The organism is Streptomyces sp. NPDC050546 (genome assembly GCF_044457425.1).
Classification (GTDB): Bacteria; Actinomycetota; Actinomycetes; order Streptomycetales; family Streptomycetaceae; genus Streptomyces.
Window position 1 is genome coordinate 132471 of record NZ_JBITGX010000012.1, and the last position, 16663, is coordinate 149133.

Here is a 16663-nt window from a genome sequence, read left to right on the forward strand (position 1 = left end):
CCCGGCCAGTTCTCAGGGACGGTCGAGGCGGAGGCGGTCCGCCCGCGGCAGGCCCGCGACCACCAGGTCGTACGAGTCCTCGACGAGCTCCCGGACCAGCTGGTCCGGGAGGTCTCCGTCGGCCGTGACCGTGTTCCAGTGCCGCTTGTTCATGTGCCAGCCGGGGACGACGAGGCCCTCGTGCTCGCCGCGCAGCCGGATCGCGTCGTCCGGGTCGCACTTGAGGTTGACCTTCAAGGGCCGCTCGTCGAGATGCGACAGGGCGAACAACTTGCCCTGGACCTTGAAGACCGAGATCTCCGGGCTGAAGGGGAAGTCCTCCACCGCCGCGTTGAAGGACAGGCAGAACGCGCGCAGCTCCTGCGGGGTCATTCGGGCGTCTCCTCCTGAGGGGCGTCCGCCGGCTCCACCGGCTCCACGAGCACCGTCACGATCTTGTTGCGGCGGCCGGCCGCGGCCTCCGCCGTCAGCCGCAGCTCCCGGCCGTCGGGCAGGGCGACCACGGACGACGCGCCCGCGATGGGGACCCGGCCCAGCGCCTTCGCCAGCAGGCCGCCGACCGTCTCGACGTCCTCGTCGTCGAACTCCTCCAGGCCGTACAGGTCGCCCAGATCGCCGATGTCGAGCCGGGCGGTGACCCGGAAGCGGTCCTTGCCGAGGTCCTCCACCGGCGGCAGCTCGCGGTCGTACTCGTCGGTGATCTCGCCGACGATCTCCTCGAGGATGTCCTCGATGGTGACGATGCCGGCCGTGCCGCCGTACTCGTCGACGGCGACAGCGACGTGGTTGCGTTCCTTCTGCATCTCGCGCAGCAGGTCGCCCGCGTTCTTGGTGTCGGGCACGAAGAACGCCGGGCGCATCGCCGTGGACACCTGCTCGGACTCGGCCTCGCGGCTGATGTGCGTCTTGCGGACCAGGTCCTTCAGATACACGATCCCGACGATGTCGTCCTCGCTCTCGCCGGTCACCGGGATACGGGAGAAGCCGGAGCGCAGGGCGAGGGTGAGGGCCTGGCGAATGGTCTTGAAACGCTCGATGACCACCAGGTCCGTGCGCGGGACCATGACCTCGCGGACGAGGGTGTCGCCCAGTTCGAAGACCGAGTGCACCATGCGGCGCTCCTCGTCCTCGATGAGGGACTCCTTCTCGGCGAGGTCCACCAGCGCGCGCAGCTCCGCCTCGGAGGCGAAGGGACCCCGGCGGAAGCCCTTGCCGGGGGTGAGCGCGTTGCCGATGAGGATGAGCAGCGAGGGGATCGGGCCCATGATCCTGGCCAGCGGCACCAGGACGTACGCCGAGAGCGTCGCCGTGTTCAGCGGGTGCTGGCGGCCGATGGTGCGCGGGGACACCCCGACGGCGACGTACGACACGAGGACCATGACCGCGATGGCGACCAGGAGGGCCTCGGTGGTGTTGTCGAACTCCATCAGGCAGCCGTAGGTGATCAGCGCGGCGGCGGCCATCTCGCAGGCGACGCGCACCAGCAGCGCCACGTTCAGATAGCGGGTCGGGTCGGCGGCGACCTGGGAGAGCTTGGCGCTGCCGCGGCGCCCGGAACGCACGGCCTCCTCGGCGCGGAAGCTGGAGACCCGCGCGAGGCCCGCCTCCGCACAGGCGGCGAGCCAGGCCACGACGACCAGGGCGACCGCGCCCAGGGCGAGTTGCGGATTCATCGGCGGCGGCTCTACGAGACCGTCGGCGCGGGGGACGGGCCGGTCAGGCCCCGCTCCGAGCGCCAGCCGTCCACGATGGCCGCCTGGAGGCCGAACATCTCGGCCTTCTCGTCCGGCTCCTCGTGGTCGTAGCCCAGCAGGTGCAGCACTCCGTGGACGGTGAGCAACTGGAGCTCCTCGTCCATGGAGTGCTGCGTGTCGGCCTCGGCGCCCTGCTTGGTGGCGACCTCGGGGCAGAGCACGATGTCGCCGAGCAGCCCCTGCGGCGGCTCGTCCTCGTCCTTGGACGGCGGGCGCAGCTCGTCCATCGGGAAGGACATGACATCCGTCGGGCCGGGGAGGTCCATCCACTGGATGTGGAGCTGCTCCATGGCGTCGGCGTCCACGACGATCACCGAGAGCTCGGAGAGCGGGTGGATGCGCATCCGAGCGAGCGCGTAGCGGGCGATGTCGAGGATCGCCTGCTCGTCGACCTCGGTGCCGGACTCGTTGTTGACGTCGATCGACATGGTGTTGTGCTTGTCTACTTCCCCTTGTGCACGGACTTGCCGCGGCTCTTGTGCCCGCCGTTCTGCGTGCCGTGCTTGGTGTCGTACTGCTCGTACGCGTCGACGATACGGCCCACCAGCTTGTGCCGGACCACGTCCTGCGACGACAGCCGGGAGAAGTGGACGTCGTCCAGGCCTTCCAGGATGTCCTGCACCTGCCGCAGACCGCTCTTGGTGCCGTCCGGGAGGTCGACCTGCGTCACATCACCCGTGATCACGATCTTCGACTCGAAGCCGAGGCGGGTGAGGAACATCTTCATCTGCTCGGGGGAGGTGTTCTGGGCCTCGTCGAGGATGATGAAGGCGTCATTGAGCGTCCGGCCACGCATGTACGCCAGCGGCGCGACCTCGATGGTCCCGGCGGCCATCAGCCGCGGGATCGAGTCCGGGTCGAGCATGTCGTGCAGCGCGTCGTAGAGCGGGCGCAGATACGGGTCGATCTTCTCGTAGAGCGTGCCCGGGAGGAAGCCGAGGCGCTCTCCGGCCTCGACCGCCGGGCGGGTCAGGATGATGCGGTTGACCTGCTTGGACTGCAGGGCCTGCACCGCCTTGGCCATCGCCAGGTACGTCTTGCCGGTGCCGGCGGGGCCGATGCCGAAGACGATGGTGTGCTTGTCGATCGCGTCCACGTAGCGCTTCTGGTTGAGCGTCTTGGGGCGGATCGTGCGGCCCCGCGAGGACAGGATGTTCTGCGTGAGCACCTCGGCCGGGGTCTCCTGGCCGTCGCTCTCCCCGTTCTCGCTCGCCTTGAGCATGGCGATCGAGCGTTCCACTGCGTCCTCCGTCATCGGCTGCCCGGTGCGGAGCACGAGCATCATCTCGTCGAAAACGCGCGAAATGAGGGCGACGTCCGCTGGGTCGCCGACCGCGCTGATCTCGTTGCCCCGGACGTGGATGTCGGCCGCCGGGAAGGCCTTCTCGATCACGCGCAGGAGGCTGTCGCCGGACCCCAGCACGGTCACCATGGGGTGCTGGGCGGGGACGGTGAACTGCGCTCTCGCCTGCTCCTGCGCGGGGGTGTGAGCTGTGGGTGTCTGAGTCATGGGCCGGCGCTTAAGGCCTGCGGTTCCTCCTCGTCACGGCCGCGTAGCTGAGGGCGGCCTCGCGATTCCAAGGGTACGACGGAGCACTGACAACGCCGTAGGGCTTTTAGGGGTGGGGTTGGAAACGAGGTCGACAGTTCCCCTTAACCGACCGCTGCACCCGACCGCATCACCCGACCGCGTCACCCGACCGCTTCGCTGGATCACGCCGAGCGCCGGAACCCGATCGTGGGAACAGCCCTCCGCAACGGCCAGGGTCTGACCAGCTTCTCCGGCACCAGCCCCGCCAGGAACCCGTACCGCCGCAACGCCGTCGGCGACTGCCCCTGGACCGACTGCACCTTCCGCCACCACGCCGCGATCTCCGACCAGCCCGGCGCCGAAAGCGACCCGCCGAACTCCTGCACCGACAGTGCCGCGGTCAGCCCGGCGAAGGCCAGCCGGTCCGCGAGCGGCCAGTCCGCGAGCGTGCCGGTCACGAACCCGGCGACGAACACATCACCGGCCCCCGTCGGGTCGAGGGCTTCGACCTCGATGGCCGGTACCTCCGCCGTCTCCCCCGTACGCCGGTCCACCGCGTACGCCCCGTCCGCCCCGAGCGTGACCACCGCGAGCGGCACGTACTCGGTCAGGGCGTGCGCCGCGGCTCGCGGGCAGTCGGCGCCCGTGTAGCGCATGGCCTCCTGCGCGTTCGGCAGGAACGCCTCGCAGTGCCGCAGATCGGGCAGTGCCGCCAGGTCCCACGCGCCGGTGTCGTCCCAGCCGACGTCGCCGAAGACCCGGGTGCCCTTGCTCGCGGCCTGGGCGATCCAGGGCGCGCTCACGCCCGGCGCGAGGGAGGCGACGGCGGCACGGGCGCGGGGCGGGCACTCGGGGGCCGGTTCCTCCGGGGGCGGCTCGTGGCCATGCGAGACCATCGTGCGCTCCCCCTCGTACGCCATGGAGACGGTCACCGGGGAGTGCCAGCCGGGGACCGTGCGCGACGGGGAGAGGTCGATGCCCTCGCCGTGCTCCAGGGCGTCCCAGCAGTAGTCGCCGTAGTGGTCGTCGCCGAAGGTCGCCGCGAGGGACGTCCTGAGGCCGAGGCGGGCCAGCGCGGTCGCCATGTTGGCGACCCCGCCGGGGCTCGACCCCATCCCGCGCGCCCAGGACTCGGTCCCGCGCACGGGCGCTGAGTCGAGCCCGGTGAAGATGATGTCGAGGAAGACGGTGCCGGTGAGATAGACGTCCCAGGGCGGGTCGTCCGGTGCGCGCAGCGGGGCGAGGGGATCGACCTGGGTCTGGCGGTGCGATCCCTTTCTCGGGCCCTTTCCGGCCGGGGCGGTGGACGCGGTCACGGTGCGCTCCCTGACGTGGTGCGGATCAGGCCAGTCTGCACCACACCACCGACAACGTGACGCCGATCACGCCGGACCCACCCGTTCCGTCAGCTCGCTCGGGCCGCCGCGCGCCCCCGCCGCGGCCGGGGAGCCGGGGTCACCAGCGGGGCATCGAGGGCGTCACCCACCCGGCGTCGGCGATCCGCATGGCCGCCGCGTCGTCACGGTCCCGCAGCGCACCGTCGTCGTCCAGCCACCGCCGGTGCAGTACGGCGAGGCGCTCGCGGTCCAGCTCCACGCCGAGGCCGGGCGCGTCCGACACCGCGACCTTGCCGCCCTCGAAGGTCAGCCGCTCGGTGAGGACGTCCTCCGACTGCCAGGGGTAGTGGGAGTCGCAGGCGTGGTGGAGGTCCGGGACGGTGGCCGCCACGTGGGTCATCGCGGCGAGCGAGATGCCCAGGTGGGTGTTGGAGTGCATCGAGACGCCGACGCCGAAGGTGCGGCAGACGGCGGCGAGCTGCTGGGTGTTGCGCAGTCCGCCCCAGTAATGGTGGTCGGAGAGGACCACCTGCACGGCGCCCTTGGTGAACGCCTCCTTGATCTCGGCGAACGTCGTCACACACATGTTGGTGGCGAGCGGCACCCCGGCCCGCTCGGCGACCTCGGCCATGGCGGGCGTGCCGAGCGCGGGGTCCTCCAGGTACTCCAGGACCTCCCCGAGCTCCTGGGCGACCTTGACGGACGTCTCCACCGACCAGGCGCCGTTGGGGTCCAGCCGCAGCGGATGCCCGGGGAAGGCCTCGGCGAGCGCCCGGACGGCCGCGATCTCCTCGTCCGGCGGGAAGACACCGCCCTTGAGCTTGAAGGAGGTGAAGCCGTAGCGCTCCTTGAAGCGCCGGGCCTGTTCCACCACCCCTGCGGGGTCGACGGCGGCGCCCCAGTCGTCCTTCTCTGCCGGGATGCCCTCCGGGTGGCCGGCCCACTTGTAGAACAGGTAGGCGCTGTACTCGACGGCGTCGCGCACCTTGCCGCCGAGCAGCGCGTGCACGGGCAGTCCGAGCGCCTTGCCGAGGGCGTCGAGGCAGGCGACCTCGAAGCCGGAGACGACGGACAGCCGCAGCTTGTCGGCGGTCTGGACGCCGCGCAGCCCGCCGACGTCGACGGCGTTCTCGACCCGGGAGCGGTCCACGGCTACCTGGTCCGCGAGCGTGAACAGGCCGTTCAGATCACTGACCCGGTGCCCCTTCAGCCGCTCGGCGAAGGGCCGGGCCAGCTCCAGGTACTTGGCGTCACCGTAGGTCTCCCCGACGCCCGTGATCCCGTCGGCCGTGACGACCTCGACGATCAGCCGGGGCGTGTACGGCTGGTGCACGCCCTGCGTGTTCAGCAGCGGCGGGTCCGCGACCAGGATCGGCGTCAGCCGTACGTCCGTGATGGCGAGGTTCACAGGGCGGCTCCTACGAGGTCGAGTCCGGCGGTGAGGACGGTGGTGAGGGCGGCCAGGTCGGCGGGCGAGGGGTCGGTGAGCGGGGCGCGTACCGGCCCGACCCGGTGGCCGCGCAGCCGGGCCGCGGCCTTCACCAGCGACACGGCGTACCCGGGGACGCGGTCGCGCAGTTCGACGAGCGGGACGTAGAAGTCGCGCAGCAGTTTGTCGACCGTGCCGTGGTCGCCGTCGCGCAGGGCGGCGAAGAAGGCGTCGGCGATCTCGGGGGCGAAGGCGTGCACGGCGGAGGAGTAGGCGGGGACGCCGACGGTGGCGTAGGCGCGGGCCTGGATCTCGGCGGTGGCGGCGCCGTTGAAGAACAGGAAGTCCTCGGGGGCGGCGAGTGTGAGGCGCTGCAGCCGGTCGAGGTCGCTGTGGCCGTCCTTGAGGCCGATGACGTTCGGCAGGGCGGCGATGCGCTGGAGCGACTGGGCGGTGAAGGCGACCTGGCCGCGCTGGTAGGCGATCAGCGGCAGCCGGGTGCGGGCGGCGATCTGTTCGAGCTGGGCGACCAGTCCGTCCTGCGGGGCGGCGACGAGGTAGTGCGGCAGCACGAGAAGGGCGTCGGCGCCCGCCTCCTCGGCGATGCGCGCGAACCGCACGGCCTGCGCCCAGCCGTATCCGATGCCGGCCACGACGGGGACGCGGCCCGCCGCCTCCTCGACGGTGAGGGTGACGACCTGGCGGTACTCGTCCTCGTCCAGCGAGAAGAACTCGCCGGTGCCGCAGGCGGGGAAGACGGCGCCGGGCGAGGCGGCGAGCCGCTCCGCGACGTAGGCGCGGAAGCCGTCCGGGTCGAGGGTGCCGTCGTCGCGGAAGCTGGTCAGCGGGAACGACAGCACGCCACCGGCCATGCCGTCCCGCAGCCGCCGCGCGACCGCTTCCGGTCCAGCGCCAGCACTCACGGCCATCTCCTTATGTAGACATCATTTATATATGAGAATGGCGGTTGGATACGCGAACGTCAACCGCCCGGGGCCACCCGCTTACCATCGGCTCATGTCAGACACAGGGGGCGTCCGCGAAGTGAAGTCCGCGGCGCGCACGGTCGAGCTGCTGGAACTCCTCGCGGCACGCGGCGACCGCCCGGCCCGGCTGCAGGAGCTGGCCGACGAACTCGGCGTGCCGCGCAGCTCGATGTACGCACTGCTCCAGACCCTGATCTCGCGCGGCTGGGTCCGCACCGACGTCACCGGCTCCCTGTACGGCATCGGCATCCACGCCCTGCTCACCGGCACGAGCTACCTCGACACCGACCCCCGGGTCCGGGCCGTACGGCCTTATCTCGACGAGGCGTCCGAGGCGCTCGGCGAGACCATCCACATGGGGCGCCTGGACGGCCGGGACGTGACCTACCTGGCGACGCGGGAGTCGCACGAGTACCTGCGCACGATCAGCCGGGTGGGGCGCCGGCTGCCCGCCCACGCCGGAGCGCTGGGCAAGGCCCTGCTGGCGGAACGCCCGGACGAGGAGCTGCCCGAGGGGCCGTACGAGGCACTGACCCCGAACTCGCACACGAGCCGGGAGTCCCTGGCGGCCGACCTCGCACGGGTCCGGACCCGCGGCCACTCCGTGGACCGGGAGGAGGGAGTGAGCGGGATCGTCGGCTTTGGATTCGCGCTGCGCTACGACTCCCCCGCACTGGACGCGATCAGCTGCTCGGTGCCGGTCGCCCGGCTCACTCCGGAGCACGAGGAGCGGATCGTCGCCGTGATGCGGGAGATCCGGGCGAAGGCCGAGACGACGGTTCCGGCGAGGGCCGGAGCGGTGCACTGGCGTTAGCGAAAACGCCCGCGCCACCTCGCGAAAGGCACTCGTTTACCCGGGCTTCACCGCACCAAACGCAACGTGCTCCAGATCACACCTTCTCGGTTCACGCGTTCGACTACTTGCTTGATACAAATTGCCCGCGCGTTCCTGTCCGTCGACGGTCGTCGCCCCTCCCCCCCTCTTCCCGCTCCTTTCGCATGCCCTGGGAACGCCCGTGTTCGCCCCCCGCACCACTCCCTGGTCCCTCGTTGCCCTTTTCACGGCCGGGTACCTCGCTCCGTATCTGCTGCCGACCACCGTCGGCAGGCTCGATTCGGGCCTTCCGCTCTCCGCCACACAGGCCGGCGCCGTCGGCAGCGCCCTGCTGCTGAGTTCGGCCGCCGCCGGATTCGCCCTGGCCTCACGGGTCGAACGGATCGGCGCCCGCACCCTCGCCCGCATCGGCCTCGCCCTGGCCTTCTTCGGCTACGGCGGCGCCGCCCTCACCACCGCTGTCCCGGCCGTCGTCGCCGGGGCCGTCCTCGGCGGCTTCGGCTCCGGCACGGCCACCACCGTCGCCGCGACCCTCATCGCCGGACAGCGGGATCCGCACCGGGCCTCCACCGCCGGGCTGCTCACCGTCTCCGCCCTCGCGGGTGCCGTGTATCTGACGGTCCCGCACCTCGGCCCGGGGCACGGCCTGCCGCTGGCCGCGATCGCCCTGACGGCCCTGGTCGTATGGCCGTTGACCGGCCGCCTCCCGGCCGGTACGCCCACCCCACCCACCACCCGGCGCGCCAAGGCCCGGTTGCCGCACGCCCGTTCGGGACTGGTGCTGGCCGCCGCGATGCTGTGCTGGTCGCTCGCCCAGAACTCCCTGTGGGGCGTGAGCGGACGGATCGGTCTCGACCAGGCCCATCTCAGCGAGGCCACCGTCGGGGCCGTGTTCGCCCTGGGACTGGGCGCCGGACTGACCGGGGTTCTGGCGGCGGGCGCGCTCGGCGCACGGCTGGGACGTGCCGTCCCCATCGGGGCGGGCACGGTGCTCATCGCCGGCTGTATCGCGCTCAGCGCCTCCTCGACCGACCTGGCGACCTTCGCGACCGGCGAGATCGCCTGGAACACCCTGTACCCGGTGGTGCTGTCGTATCTGATCGGGCTCGCCGCCTCGCTCGACCCGCGCGGCCGCTGGGCGGTGCTGGTCGGCTCGGCGTCCTCGCTGGGTACGGCCGCCGGACCGCTCACCGGCAGTGTGCTGTCGGCGCAGGCCGGGTTCCCGGCCATGGGCGCGGTCCTCGGCGCCGGACTGCTGGTGATCGCCCTGCCGATGACGGCCGTGGCCCTGCACACCGGCGGGCGCGCGCTGCTGCCCGGCGCGATCCGCCGCCGCGGCGGCCACCCGGCCGCCCTGGTCGCCGCCGCCACCGGCACTCCCTCCGGCGCGATCCCCGAGATCGGCGCCCCGGAACAGCCGGTCGTGGAGATCACCGTGGAGGCCGCGGCCGTTCCGGCCCAGCGGGCCTACGACCAGGCAGGACCCCGGCAGGCGGGTGCCTCACCGGGGTCCGGAGCCCGGTAGGTCAGAGGGCGGTGCCGCCCGTGCGGGCTCGGCGGTGCACGAACCAGCCCGTCGCCGTGAGGGCCGCCGCCAGCGCGGCCACCGTCAGGACGGTCACGCCGGTGGAGGCGAGGCTGCCGGAGGAACCGGCGGCCGACGTCCCGGTGCCGCCACCGGCACCACTGCCGCCACCGGTGCCGCCCGTCGTACCGGTACCGCCGTCCGCGCCGCCGCCACCGGTGCCGCCCCCGGTACTGCCACCGCTGTTCCCGCCGTCGGTGTCCACCGGGTCCTGGCCGACGAAGGCCACCGGGACCTTGACGTCCTGGGAGCGGTCGCCGGAGAGGGTGTGGTCGGCGCGGGTGGCCAGGACGCAGGTCGCCTTGAAGCAGTCGGTGTACTCGTCCTTGGCGTCCACCGTCAGCTCGACCTCGAAGGTGCCGCCCTTGCCGTACGGGATCGCCAGCTCCTGGCCGTAGTCCGGCGGGTTGGAGGAGATCCACGCCGAGGAGTGCGAGGTGCCGGACATGTCGACGCCGCCGATGCACGGGGTGGGCAGTTCGCCCGCGCCGTTGTCGACGCACAGGGCGACATAGACGCCCTTCTTCATGTCGTAGCCGGAGCCGGTGATCTTGAGGGTCTGGTCCTCGGTGGAGAGGTGGTTGACCGGGGTGACGGTGAGCTTCTGCCCGTTCGGACCGGTCACCGTCTTCGTGCCGGACGGCTCGGTGTCCTCGCCGCCGTCGCCGCCTCCGGGGCCACCACCCCCGGCCTCCTTGACGGTCAGAGTGATCGGGGAGGTACGGGTGGTACCGGCCGTGTTCTTGAACTCGGCGCGGTACCGGTAGCCGTTCTGCCCCGCCTGCGCCGTGAAGGAGTAGGAGGTGCGCGTCGCGCCCTCGATCGCGGACCAGGTCTGGCCGCCGTCGGTGCTGACCTGCCAGCGCACGGACGGTTCCGGGGTGCCCTCGGCCGCCGCCACGAAGGTGACCTTGTCGGCCGGGGCCACGGTCTGGTCGGTCGGAGACTGGGTGACCTTGGGCGAGACACGCCGGTCGAACCGGAGGACCGAACTCTCCGCCTGGTGGGTGAGATAGACGGAGGCGGCACCCGGGGTGACGGCCACACCGCCGAAGCCGCCCGCCCGGCTGCCGGGCAGGGCTACGGGCACGGCCGCCTGCTGGAAGGTGGCACTGTCGTACACCTCCAGGACACCGTTGTTGTCCGCGCCGTCCTCCGCGCTGCCGTAGTCCTCACGGAGGACGAAGGCCTCACCCGTGGTCTTGTCGAAGGCGACCGCGGTGGGCCGGTCCTTGCCCTTGAGGGTCGTCAGAAGCTTCGCGTCCTTGTCGTACACGAGCACCGAAGAGCCCGTCCCCACCCACACGTTGCCGGTCTCGGGGTCCACCTCTACGAAGGCGAGGATCTCCCCGGGCAGGGCGGCCTCGGCGGTCACCGTCAAGGAACCGGCATCGACACGGCGGAGCTTGCCGCCGGTGGCCTCGGCGGACCAGAGGGTCTTGCGGGCGGTGTCGGCCGCGAGGTCGCCGCCGCCGTCGAGGGTGACGGTCCGCCGGACGGCCCCGGTGGCGGTCTCCACCTCGGACAGGACGGCGCCCTGGGAGATCAGGACGGTGTCCGTGCCGCTGCCCGGAGCCGCCCCGGTGACCGCGCCGCCGGGCGGCCAGACGCCCTTCGCCGCCGTGTCGCCGTCCTTGGCGGTGCCGATGCCGCGCACCGGGTACTGGAAGACGACCCCGTCACCGGCGAGCGGGGCGATGATCCGCTGCACCGCGCGGGGCTGCATCGTGCCGGTGGAGCCGGGGGCCTGGGCGACATGGCTGAGCAGCTTGCCGTCCTCGGGGTTCAGGACGTAGAGGCCCGCCTCGTTGACGTCGGCGGTATCGGGGATGTTGTCGGAGCCGACGTACAGCTTCTTGGATTCGGGGTGCAGCAGCAGGGCGTTGGGCCGGCCGACGGTGGTGATCTCGGCGGAGCGCGCGTAACTGACGGTTCCGGCCGGGACGTCCACGCCGTCGCCGTCGCCGCCACCGGGCTCCTGACCCTCGAAGGTGATCGGAATCCGGACGTCCTGGGAGCGGTCGCCGGCGGCCCGGTGATCGACGCGCGTGACGACCGAGCAGGCGACCTGGGTGCAGTCGAGGCCGCCGTCCTTCGCCTCGGCCTCGATCTCGACGTCGAAGGTGCCGCCGTCACCGAAGGTCTCGGTGAGCGGGCCCTCGTTGGCATCGCCCTGGGGGACGATCCACTTCGAGGCCCCGCTGCCGCCGGTCTGGTCGGCGCCGCCCAGGCAGGGGGTGGGGATGCGGTTGTCGCCGTTGTCCTTACAGACGGCGACGTAGATGCCCTTGGCGGTGTCGTAGCCGGATCCGGTGACACGCAGGGTCTCCCCGTCCGGGTCGAGGTTCGCGGAGGCGGAGACGGTGAGCTTCTGGCCGTTCTTGCCGAGGCCCGTCCTCGGGGTGTCGGCGGCCTGCGCGGCGGTGCCGGCGCCCACGGCGACCGAGGCGGCCACCAGGGCGGCGGCGCCGAGCAGCGCCGCCGGGCGTCTGTGATGCATGAGCGGTTCCTCACATGGTCGGGTGGGCCCGTACGGACGCCGAGGGCCGGGCCCCGGAGTGCCCCGGAGCCCGGCCTGGCGGTGCGTCAGCCGGCCGTCACTGGAAGGTGACCGGGACGTGGACGTCGTACTTGCGGTCGTTGCTGTCGAAGTGGTCGGCGCGGGTGACGATCGCGCAGGTGACGTCGTCGCCGCAGACCTGGCCGTTGTCGAGGGTGGCCTTGACGAAGATGTTCACGTTGAACGTGCCGCCGGTGCCGAACTTGGAGCTGTTGGCGAACATGCCGCCGAAGGTGTTGTTCACCCAGTGCGAGGCACCGGTGGAGCCGCTCTCGTCCTGGCCGCCCAGGCAGGGGGTCGGCTTGGCGGCCCCCTGGGCGCCCGAGACCACGCACAGGCCTACGTAGATGCCCTGGCCCGGGTTGAAGCCGGAGCCGGTGACGTTGATGACCTGGCCGGCCGCCGAGGCCGTGTTCGGGGCGGTCACCGACAGGTTGTACGTGGTGCCGCCGTCGGTGATCGTGCGGGTCGCGGTGGCGGCGGAGGCCGAGCCGGCCAGGCCCAGGGTGAGGGCGGCGGACGCGGCGACGGCCACGCCGGCACGGGCGGCGGTACGGGCGGAGAAGGCGGATCTCATGGGGTACGAGCCCTTTCTCGTCGGTCGACCTCGCTGGTCGACAGCGAGCAAAGATTAGGTAAGCCTTACCTAACTAAGCAAGGGTCAGTTCGCGATACGCACCGTGAACTGCGCTACAGCGGCGCCCTGTTGCCCGGTCACGGCGGACAACTCGACCGTGTGCTCGCCCTCGGCGGCCGTGGCGTACACCGGGAAGGCCCGGGCGACCCGGCCCTCCTTGTCGGCCGCCGCCTGGTACCGGGTGTCTCCGTCGATCGCGACGAGCACGACCGCGCCGGGCGCGAAGCCCTCGCCGGTGACCCGTTGCTCCTCGCCGGGAGTGAGGGATGAGTGCGCGACGGAGGCCACGGGAGCACTCAGGGGCTCCCGTTGAGGTTCCGGCGCGGGCGCACCCGAGACAGGAGAGGTCGGCGACGGCGACGGCGGTACGTCACCGGGAGCACCGCCCCCGGCACCGGTACCGGCCGTCACGTCCAGCACCCCCAGCGCGTCCCCCGACGCGAACCGCTCCCCGCTCCACTCGGACAGCAACCCCGCCCCCTCGTCCGTGAGGGACGCCCGCAGCCCGGTCCAGGTCATCCCGCCCGCACGTACGGCGGGTTCGGCGCCGCCCGCCGCGAACTCGGCCAGCGTCACCTCCTGGGCGCGGCCGTCGCGTACGGCCCGGGCATGCAGCGCACCGCCGCCCCCGTCGCCCGCCAGCTCCAGCCGCAGGCCGCCCAGGACGAGTGGCTCGCCCGGCCCGGTGGACCGTTCGAGACGGGCGGTGCCGCCCAACTCGACCTCCGCCGCACCGGTTCCGGGATCCGCGCCGCCTCCCGTCGCCGGGAACCAGGACCGATCGGCCGCCCCCTGTACGGCCGGTCGGTCCGTGGTCAGCGCGATGCCTCTGCCGGTGAGGCCGGGCGCGGCCGTGTGCCAGCTCGCGTACCCTCCGGACACCTCGCGCGGAAGGGCCTCCCCCTCCTGCGCGGCCGCCGCGCCCGGCGACAGCACCGCGCACAGGGCAGCGCCGACGGCCAGGGCGACGGCACCGGGTCTTTTCGCCATCTTCGTGTCCCTCTCCCTATGAGGTTGTGGTCAGCCGAGGTCGTGGTCAGCTCGCGTCCGCGCGCCCGGCCCGGCGCCTGCGCGCCCAGAACCAGGTACCGGCGCCGGCGGCGACCAGCCCGGCGGCGGTGAGTCCGAGCGGCAGCGCGGCGGACCCGGTACTGGCCAGCGGGCCGCCGGAGTCCTTGTCGCCGCTCCCGCCACCGCCACCGCCGTCGGAACCGCCCGTGCCGCCCCCGCCGGTCGTGCTCGCCCCGGCCGTCGCGCTCGGCGTGGCCGACGCACCGCCGTCCCCGGACGAACCGCCGCCGAAGGTCACCGGCACCCGGACCGTCTGACTCTGGTCGCCACCGCGCGTGTGGTCGTTGCGCGTGATGACGGCGCAGGTCACGCCGGTCTTCGTGCAGTCGGTGTTGGCGTCCTTGGCGCGCACCTTGAGTTTCACGCTGAAGGTGCCGTCGTGCCCGCTCCCGCCGTACGGCTTCGCCAGCCCGTCCCCGTACGAGGGCGGGTCGGAGGAGATCCAGGCCGAGGCACCGGACTCGCCGGACATGTCGACGCCGCCGACGCAGGGAGTGGGGGTCTTGCCCGGGCCGTTGTCCACACAGAAGGCGACGTAGATGCCCTTCTCCGTGTTGTAGCCGGAGCCGGTGACGGTCACCGTCTCGCCTGCCGATTTCAGGCCGGAGGACTTGGAGACGGTGAGTTTCTGCCCCTCGGGACCGGTCGCCGAACCACCGGCGGCGACGGCCGGAGCGGCGGCCGGGACGATCAGGGCCGCGACGGCCCCCAGGATCACCCAAGCTCCCCGATTCCGGACAACTCCCTTACGGTGCAGGCCAGTTGACGATGGCATAAAACACCCCCACCAAGGTTTATTAAGGTGAGCCTAACCTAAACTAACCGTCAATTGTGCGTCGCGAGAGAGGAAAAGTGGAGCCATGCTCAACTCAGCGAGATGCCGTCCCCCCACCCGCAGGCGCACCCTCGCCGCACTCGCGCTCACCCTCGGACTGCTGACCGGCGCCTGCGGCCCGGGAGGCGGCTCATCGCCCTCCGGCGGCTCGGAAGCCGCACCGGCATCCGCGAACGCCCGTGCCACGGCGGCCCGGAAGCAGCTCGCGAAGAACACGATCGTGCCCCTGAAGGGCAAGGCCCCCACCCCGAAGCTGCCGGTGACCGTCGGCTCCTCCGACGGCCGGAAGGTCACCGTCGAGGACGCCTCCCGCATCCTGCCGCTCAACGGCGGCGTGGCGGAGACCGTGTTCACACTGGGGCTGGGCGACCGCGTCGTCGGCCGCGACATCACCGCGACGTTCGCGGCGGCGAGGAAACTCCCCCAGGTCACCAAGGCGCACGACGTGAGCGCCGAGAGCGTGCTGTCCCTGCGGCCGACCGTGGTGCTCGCGGACACCGACACCGGCCCCGACGAGGCGCTCGACCAGATCCGGGACGCCGGCATCCCGGTCGTCGTCCTCGACCCGGCGACGAAGCTGTCCGACGTGACCACGCGCACGACCCGTATCGCCGAGGCCCTCGGCGTCCCGGACGCGGGCAAGGCGCTCAACCGGCGGATGAGCGCCGACCTCGCCGCCGCCCGGGACGCCGTGCCCGCCGGCAGCAGGCCGAAGGTCGCGTTCCTCTACCTGCGCGGCAGCGCGGCCGTCTACCTGATCGGCGGCAAGGGCTCCGGCGCCGACTCCCTCATCGAGGCGGCGGGCGCGGTGGACGCGGGCACCGAAGCCGGCCTGGACAAGCCGTTCACCCCGATCACCACCGAGGCCCTCGCCCAGGCCCAGCCGGACGTCATCCTGATGATGTCGAAGGGCCTGGAGTCCGTCGGCGGCATCGACGGACTCGTCAAGATCCCCGGCATCGCCCAGACCCCCGCCGGCATGAACCGCCGCGTCGTCGACGTGGAGGACGGCGTGCTGCTGGGCTACGGCCCGCGCACGCCGCTGGTCATCGACATCCTGGTGGACCGCATCCACGCCAAGTGAGACGGGCGGGCCTACGGGAAGGTGTAGGCCTCCACCTCGGCGAGATACCGGGCCCGCAGCTCCTCGTCGTCCTCCAGGAAGGAGGCGAGGAAGGAGTTGCGGGCGAGCTCCCGCAGCCGCTCCTCGCTCAGGCCGAGGGTGGCGCGCACGGCGTCGAAGTTCTCCCCGGCGTACCCGCCGAAGTAAGCCGGGTCGTCCGAGTTCACCGTGCACATGAGCCCGGCGTCCAGCATGGCGGGCAGCGGGTGGTCGGCGAGGGTGTCGACGGTCCGCAGCCGTACGTTCGACAGCGGGCACAGCGTCAGCGGCACCCGGTCCCGCACCAGCCGCTCCACCAGCGCCGGGTCCTCCACACAGCGCAGCCCGTGGTCGACCCGCTCCACGCCGAGGATGTCCAGCGCCTCGGTGATGTACTCCGGCGGCCCCTCCTCACCGGCGTGCGCGACCCGGCGCAGCCCGAGCGCGGCGGCGGCCTCGTAGACCTCGCGGAACTTCACCGGCGGGTGCCCGACCTCGGCCGAGTCGAGGCCGACGCCGGTGATCCGGTCCAGGTACGGCTTCGCCGCGTCCAGGGTCGCCAGGGCCGACTCGGCGGACTCGTCGCGCAGGAAGCACAGGATCAGCCGGGTCGAGACACCGTGGTTCGCCTCGCTGCTGCCCAGCGCCCGCCACAGCCCTTCGACGACCGTGCCGATCTCAAGACCCCGGCTGGTGTGGGCCTGCGGGTCGAAGAAGATCTCCGCGTGCCGCACACCCTGGGCGGCGGCGCGGGCGAGGTATGCGTTGGCCAGGTCCTCGAAGTCACGCTCGGTGCGCAGGACGGCCATGAGCTCGTAGTACAGGTTCAGGAAGGACTGCAGATCCTCGAACCGGTACGCCTCGCGCAGCTCGTCCGTGTCGGCGTACGGCAGCGTGACGCCGTTGCGCGCGGCGAGCTCGAAGGCGAGTTCCGGTTCCAGGGTGCCTTCGATGTGAAGGTGCAGTTCGGCTTTGGGGAGGGACATCAATTCATCGTACGG

General features: G+C 72.0%; 15 protein-coding genes. 3 read left to right on the forward strand and 12 right to left on the reverse strand.

Annotated features, from left to right (window positions below):
- Positions 1-12 precede the first annotated feature (12 nt).
- The 7 genes from ACIBK5_RS28440 to ACIBK5_RS28470 form a co-directional block, all read right to left on the reverse strand.
- Positions 13-372 carry an MmcQ/YjbR family DNA-binding protein gene (locus ACIBK5_RS28440; RefSeq protein ID WP_399023784.1) on the reverse strand — a complete coding sequence of 120 codons (360 nt, stop codon included), beginning with the start codon at positions 370-372 and terminating at the stop codon, positions 13-15.
- Positions 369-1673, reverse strand: a complete 1305-nt coding sequence (locus ACIBK5_RS28445) for a hemolysin family protein (RefSeq protein WP_399023786.1) — start codon at positions 1671-1673, stop codon at positions 369-371. Before ACIBK5_RS28445 ends, ACIBK5_RS28440 begins: the two co-directional genes overlap by 4 nt.
- Before the next feature lie 11 nt (positions 1674-1684).
- Positions 1685-2182 (reverse strand): rRNA maturation RNase YbeY, encoded by a 498-nt coding sequence (gene ybeY / locus ACIBK5_RS28450; RefSeq protein ID WP_184592507.1) that lies wholly within the window; start codon positions 2180-2182, stop codon positions 1685-1687.
- A gap of 14 nt (positions 2183-2196) precedes the next feature.
- The gene (locus tag ACIBK5_RS28455) at positions 2197-3264 is read right to left on the reverse strand and encodes a PhoH family protein (protein WP_399023789.1); all 1068 of its coding nucleotides are present in this window, start codon (positions 3262-3264) and stop codon (positions 2197-2199) included.
- A 203-nt stretch (positions 3265-3467) separates the two neighbouring features.
- The gene (locus tag ACIBK5_RS28460) at positions 3468-4601 is read right to left on the reverse strand and encodes a carbohydrate kinase family protein (RefSeq protein WP_399023791.1); all 1134 of its coding nucleotides are present in this window, start codon (positions 4599-4601) and stop codon (positions 3468-3470) included.
- A gap of 139 nt (positions 4602-4740) precedes the next feature.
- Positions 4741-6030 (reverse strand): glucarate dehydratase family protein, encoded by a 1290-nt coding sequence (locus ACIBK5_RS28465; RefSeq protein ID WP_399023793.1) that lies wholly within the window; start codon positions 6028-6030, stop codon positions 4741-4743.
- Positions 6027-6980, reverse strand: a complete 954-nt coding sequence (locus ACIBK5_RS28470) for a 5-dehydro-4-deoxyglucarate dehydratase (protein WP_399023795.1) — start codon at positions 6978-6980, stop codon at positions 6027-6029. Before ACIBK5_RS28470 ends, ACIBK5_RS28465 begins: the two co-directional genes overlap by 4 nt.
- Positions 6981-7068: 88 nt before the next feature.
- Between ACIBK5_RS28470 and ACIBK5_RS28475 the strand changes: the two genes are divergently transcribed.
- Positions 7069-7851, forward strand: coding sequence for an IclR family transcriptional regulator (locus ACIBK5_RS28475; RefSeq protein ID WP_399023797.1), 783 nt, complete (start codon positions 7069-7071; stop codon positions 7849-7851).
- Positions 7852-8053: 202 nt separating this feature from the next.
- On the forward strand, positions 8054-9397 hold the full coding sequence (locus tag ACIBK5_RS28480; protein WP_399023798.1) for an MFS transporter: 1344 nt from the start codon (positions 8054-8056) through the stop codon (positions 9395-9397).
- A gap of 1 nt (position 9398) precedes the next feature.
- Here the strand turns inward: ACIBK5_RS28480 and ACIBK5_RS28485 are convergent, their stop codons facing one another.
- The 4 genes from ACIBK5_RS28485 to ACIBK5_RS28500 form a co-directional block, all read right to left on the reverse strand.
- Positions 9399-11957, reverse strand: a complete 2559-nt coding sequence (locus tag ACIBK5_RS28485; protein WP_399023800.1) for an immunoglobulin I-set domain protein — start codon at positions 11955-11957, stop codon at positions 9399-9401.
- A gap of 97 nt (positions 11958-12054) precedes the next feature.
- Positions 12055-12594 carry a hypothetical protein gene (locus tag ACIBK5_RS28490; RefSeq protein ID WP_399023802.1) on the reverse strand — a complete coding sequence of 180 codons (540 nt, stop codon included), beginning with the start codon at positions 12592-12594 and terminating at the stop codon, positions 12055-12057.
- 84 nt (positions 12595-12678) lie between these two features.
- Complete coding sequence (locus ACIBK5_RS28495) at positions 12679-13644, reverse strand: hypothetical protein (RefSeq protein WP_399023804.1); 966 nt, start codon at positions 13642-13644, stop codon at positions 12679-12681.
- A gap of 46 nt (positions 13645-13690) precedes the next feature.
- On the reverse strand, positions 13691-14443 hold the full coding sequence (locus ACIBK5_RS28500; protein WP_399023806.1) for a hypothetical protein: 753 nt from the start codon (positions 14441-14443) through the stop codon (positions 13691-13693).
- A gap of 142 nt (positions 14444-14585) precedes the next feature.
- On the opposite strand from ACIBK5_RS28500, the gene ACIBK5_RS28505 reads away from it, so the two are divergent.
- On the forward strand, positions 14586-15644 hold the full coding sequence (locus ACIBK5_RS28505) for a hemin ABC transporter substrate-binding protein (protein ID WP_399023808.1): 1059 nt from the start codon (positions 14586-14588) through the stop codon (positions 15642-15644).
- A gap of 11 nt (positions 15645-15655) precedes the next feature.
- On the opposite strand, the gene ACIBK5_RS28510 is transcribed toward ACIBK5_RS28505, so the two are convergent.
- Positions 15656-16648 (reverse strand): adenosine deaminase, encoded by a 993-nt coding sequence (locus ACIBK5_RS28510; RefSeq protein ID WP_376387956.1) that lies wholly within the window; start codon positions 16646-16648, stop codon positions 15656-15658.
- Positions 16649-16663: the final 15 nt, after the last annotated feature.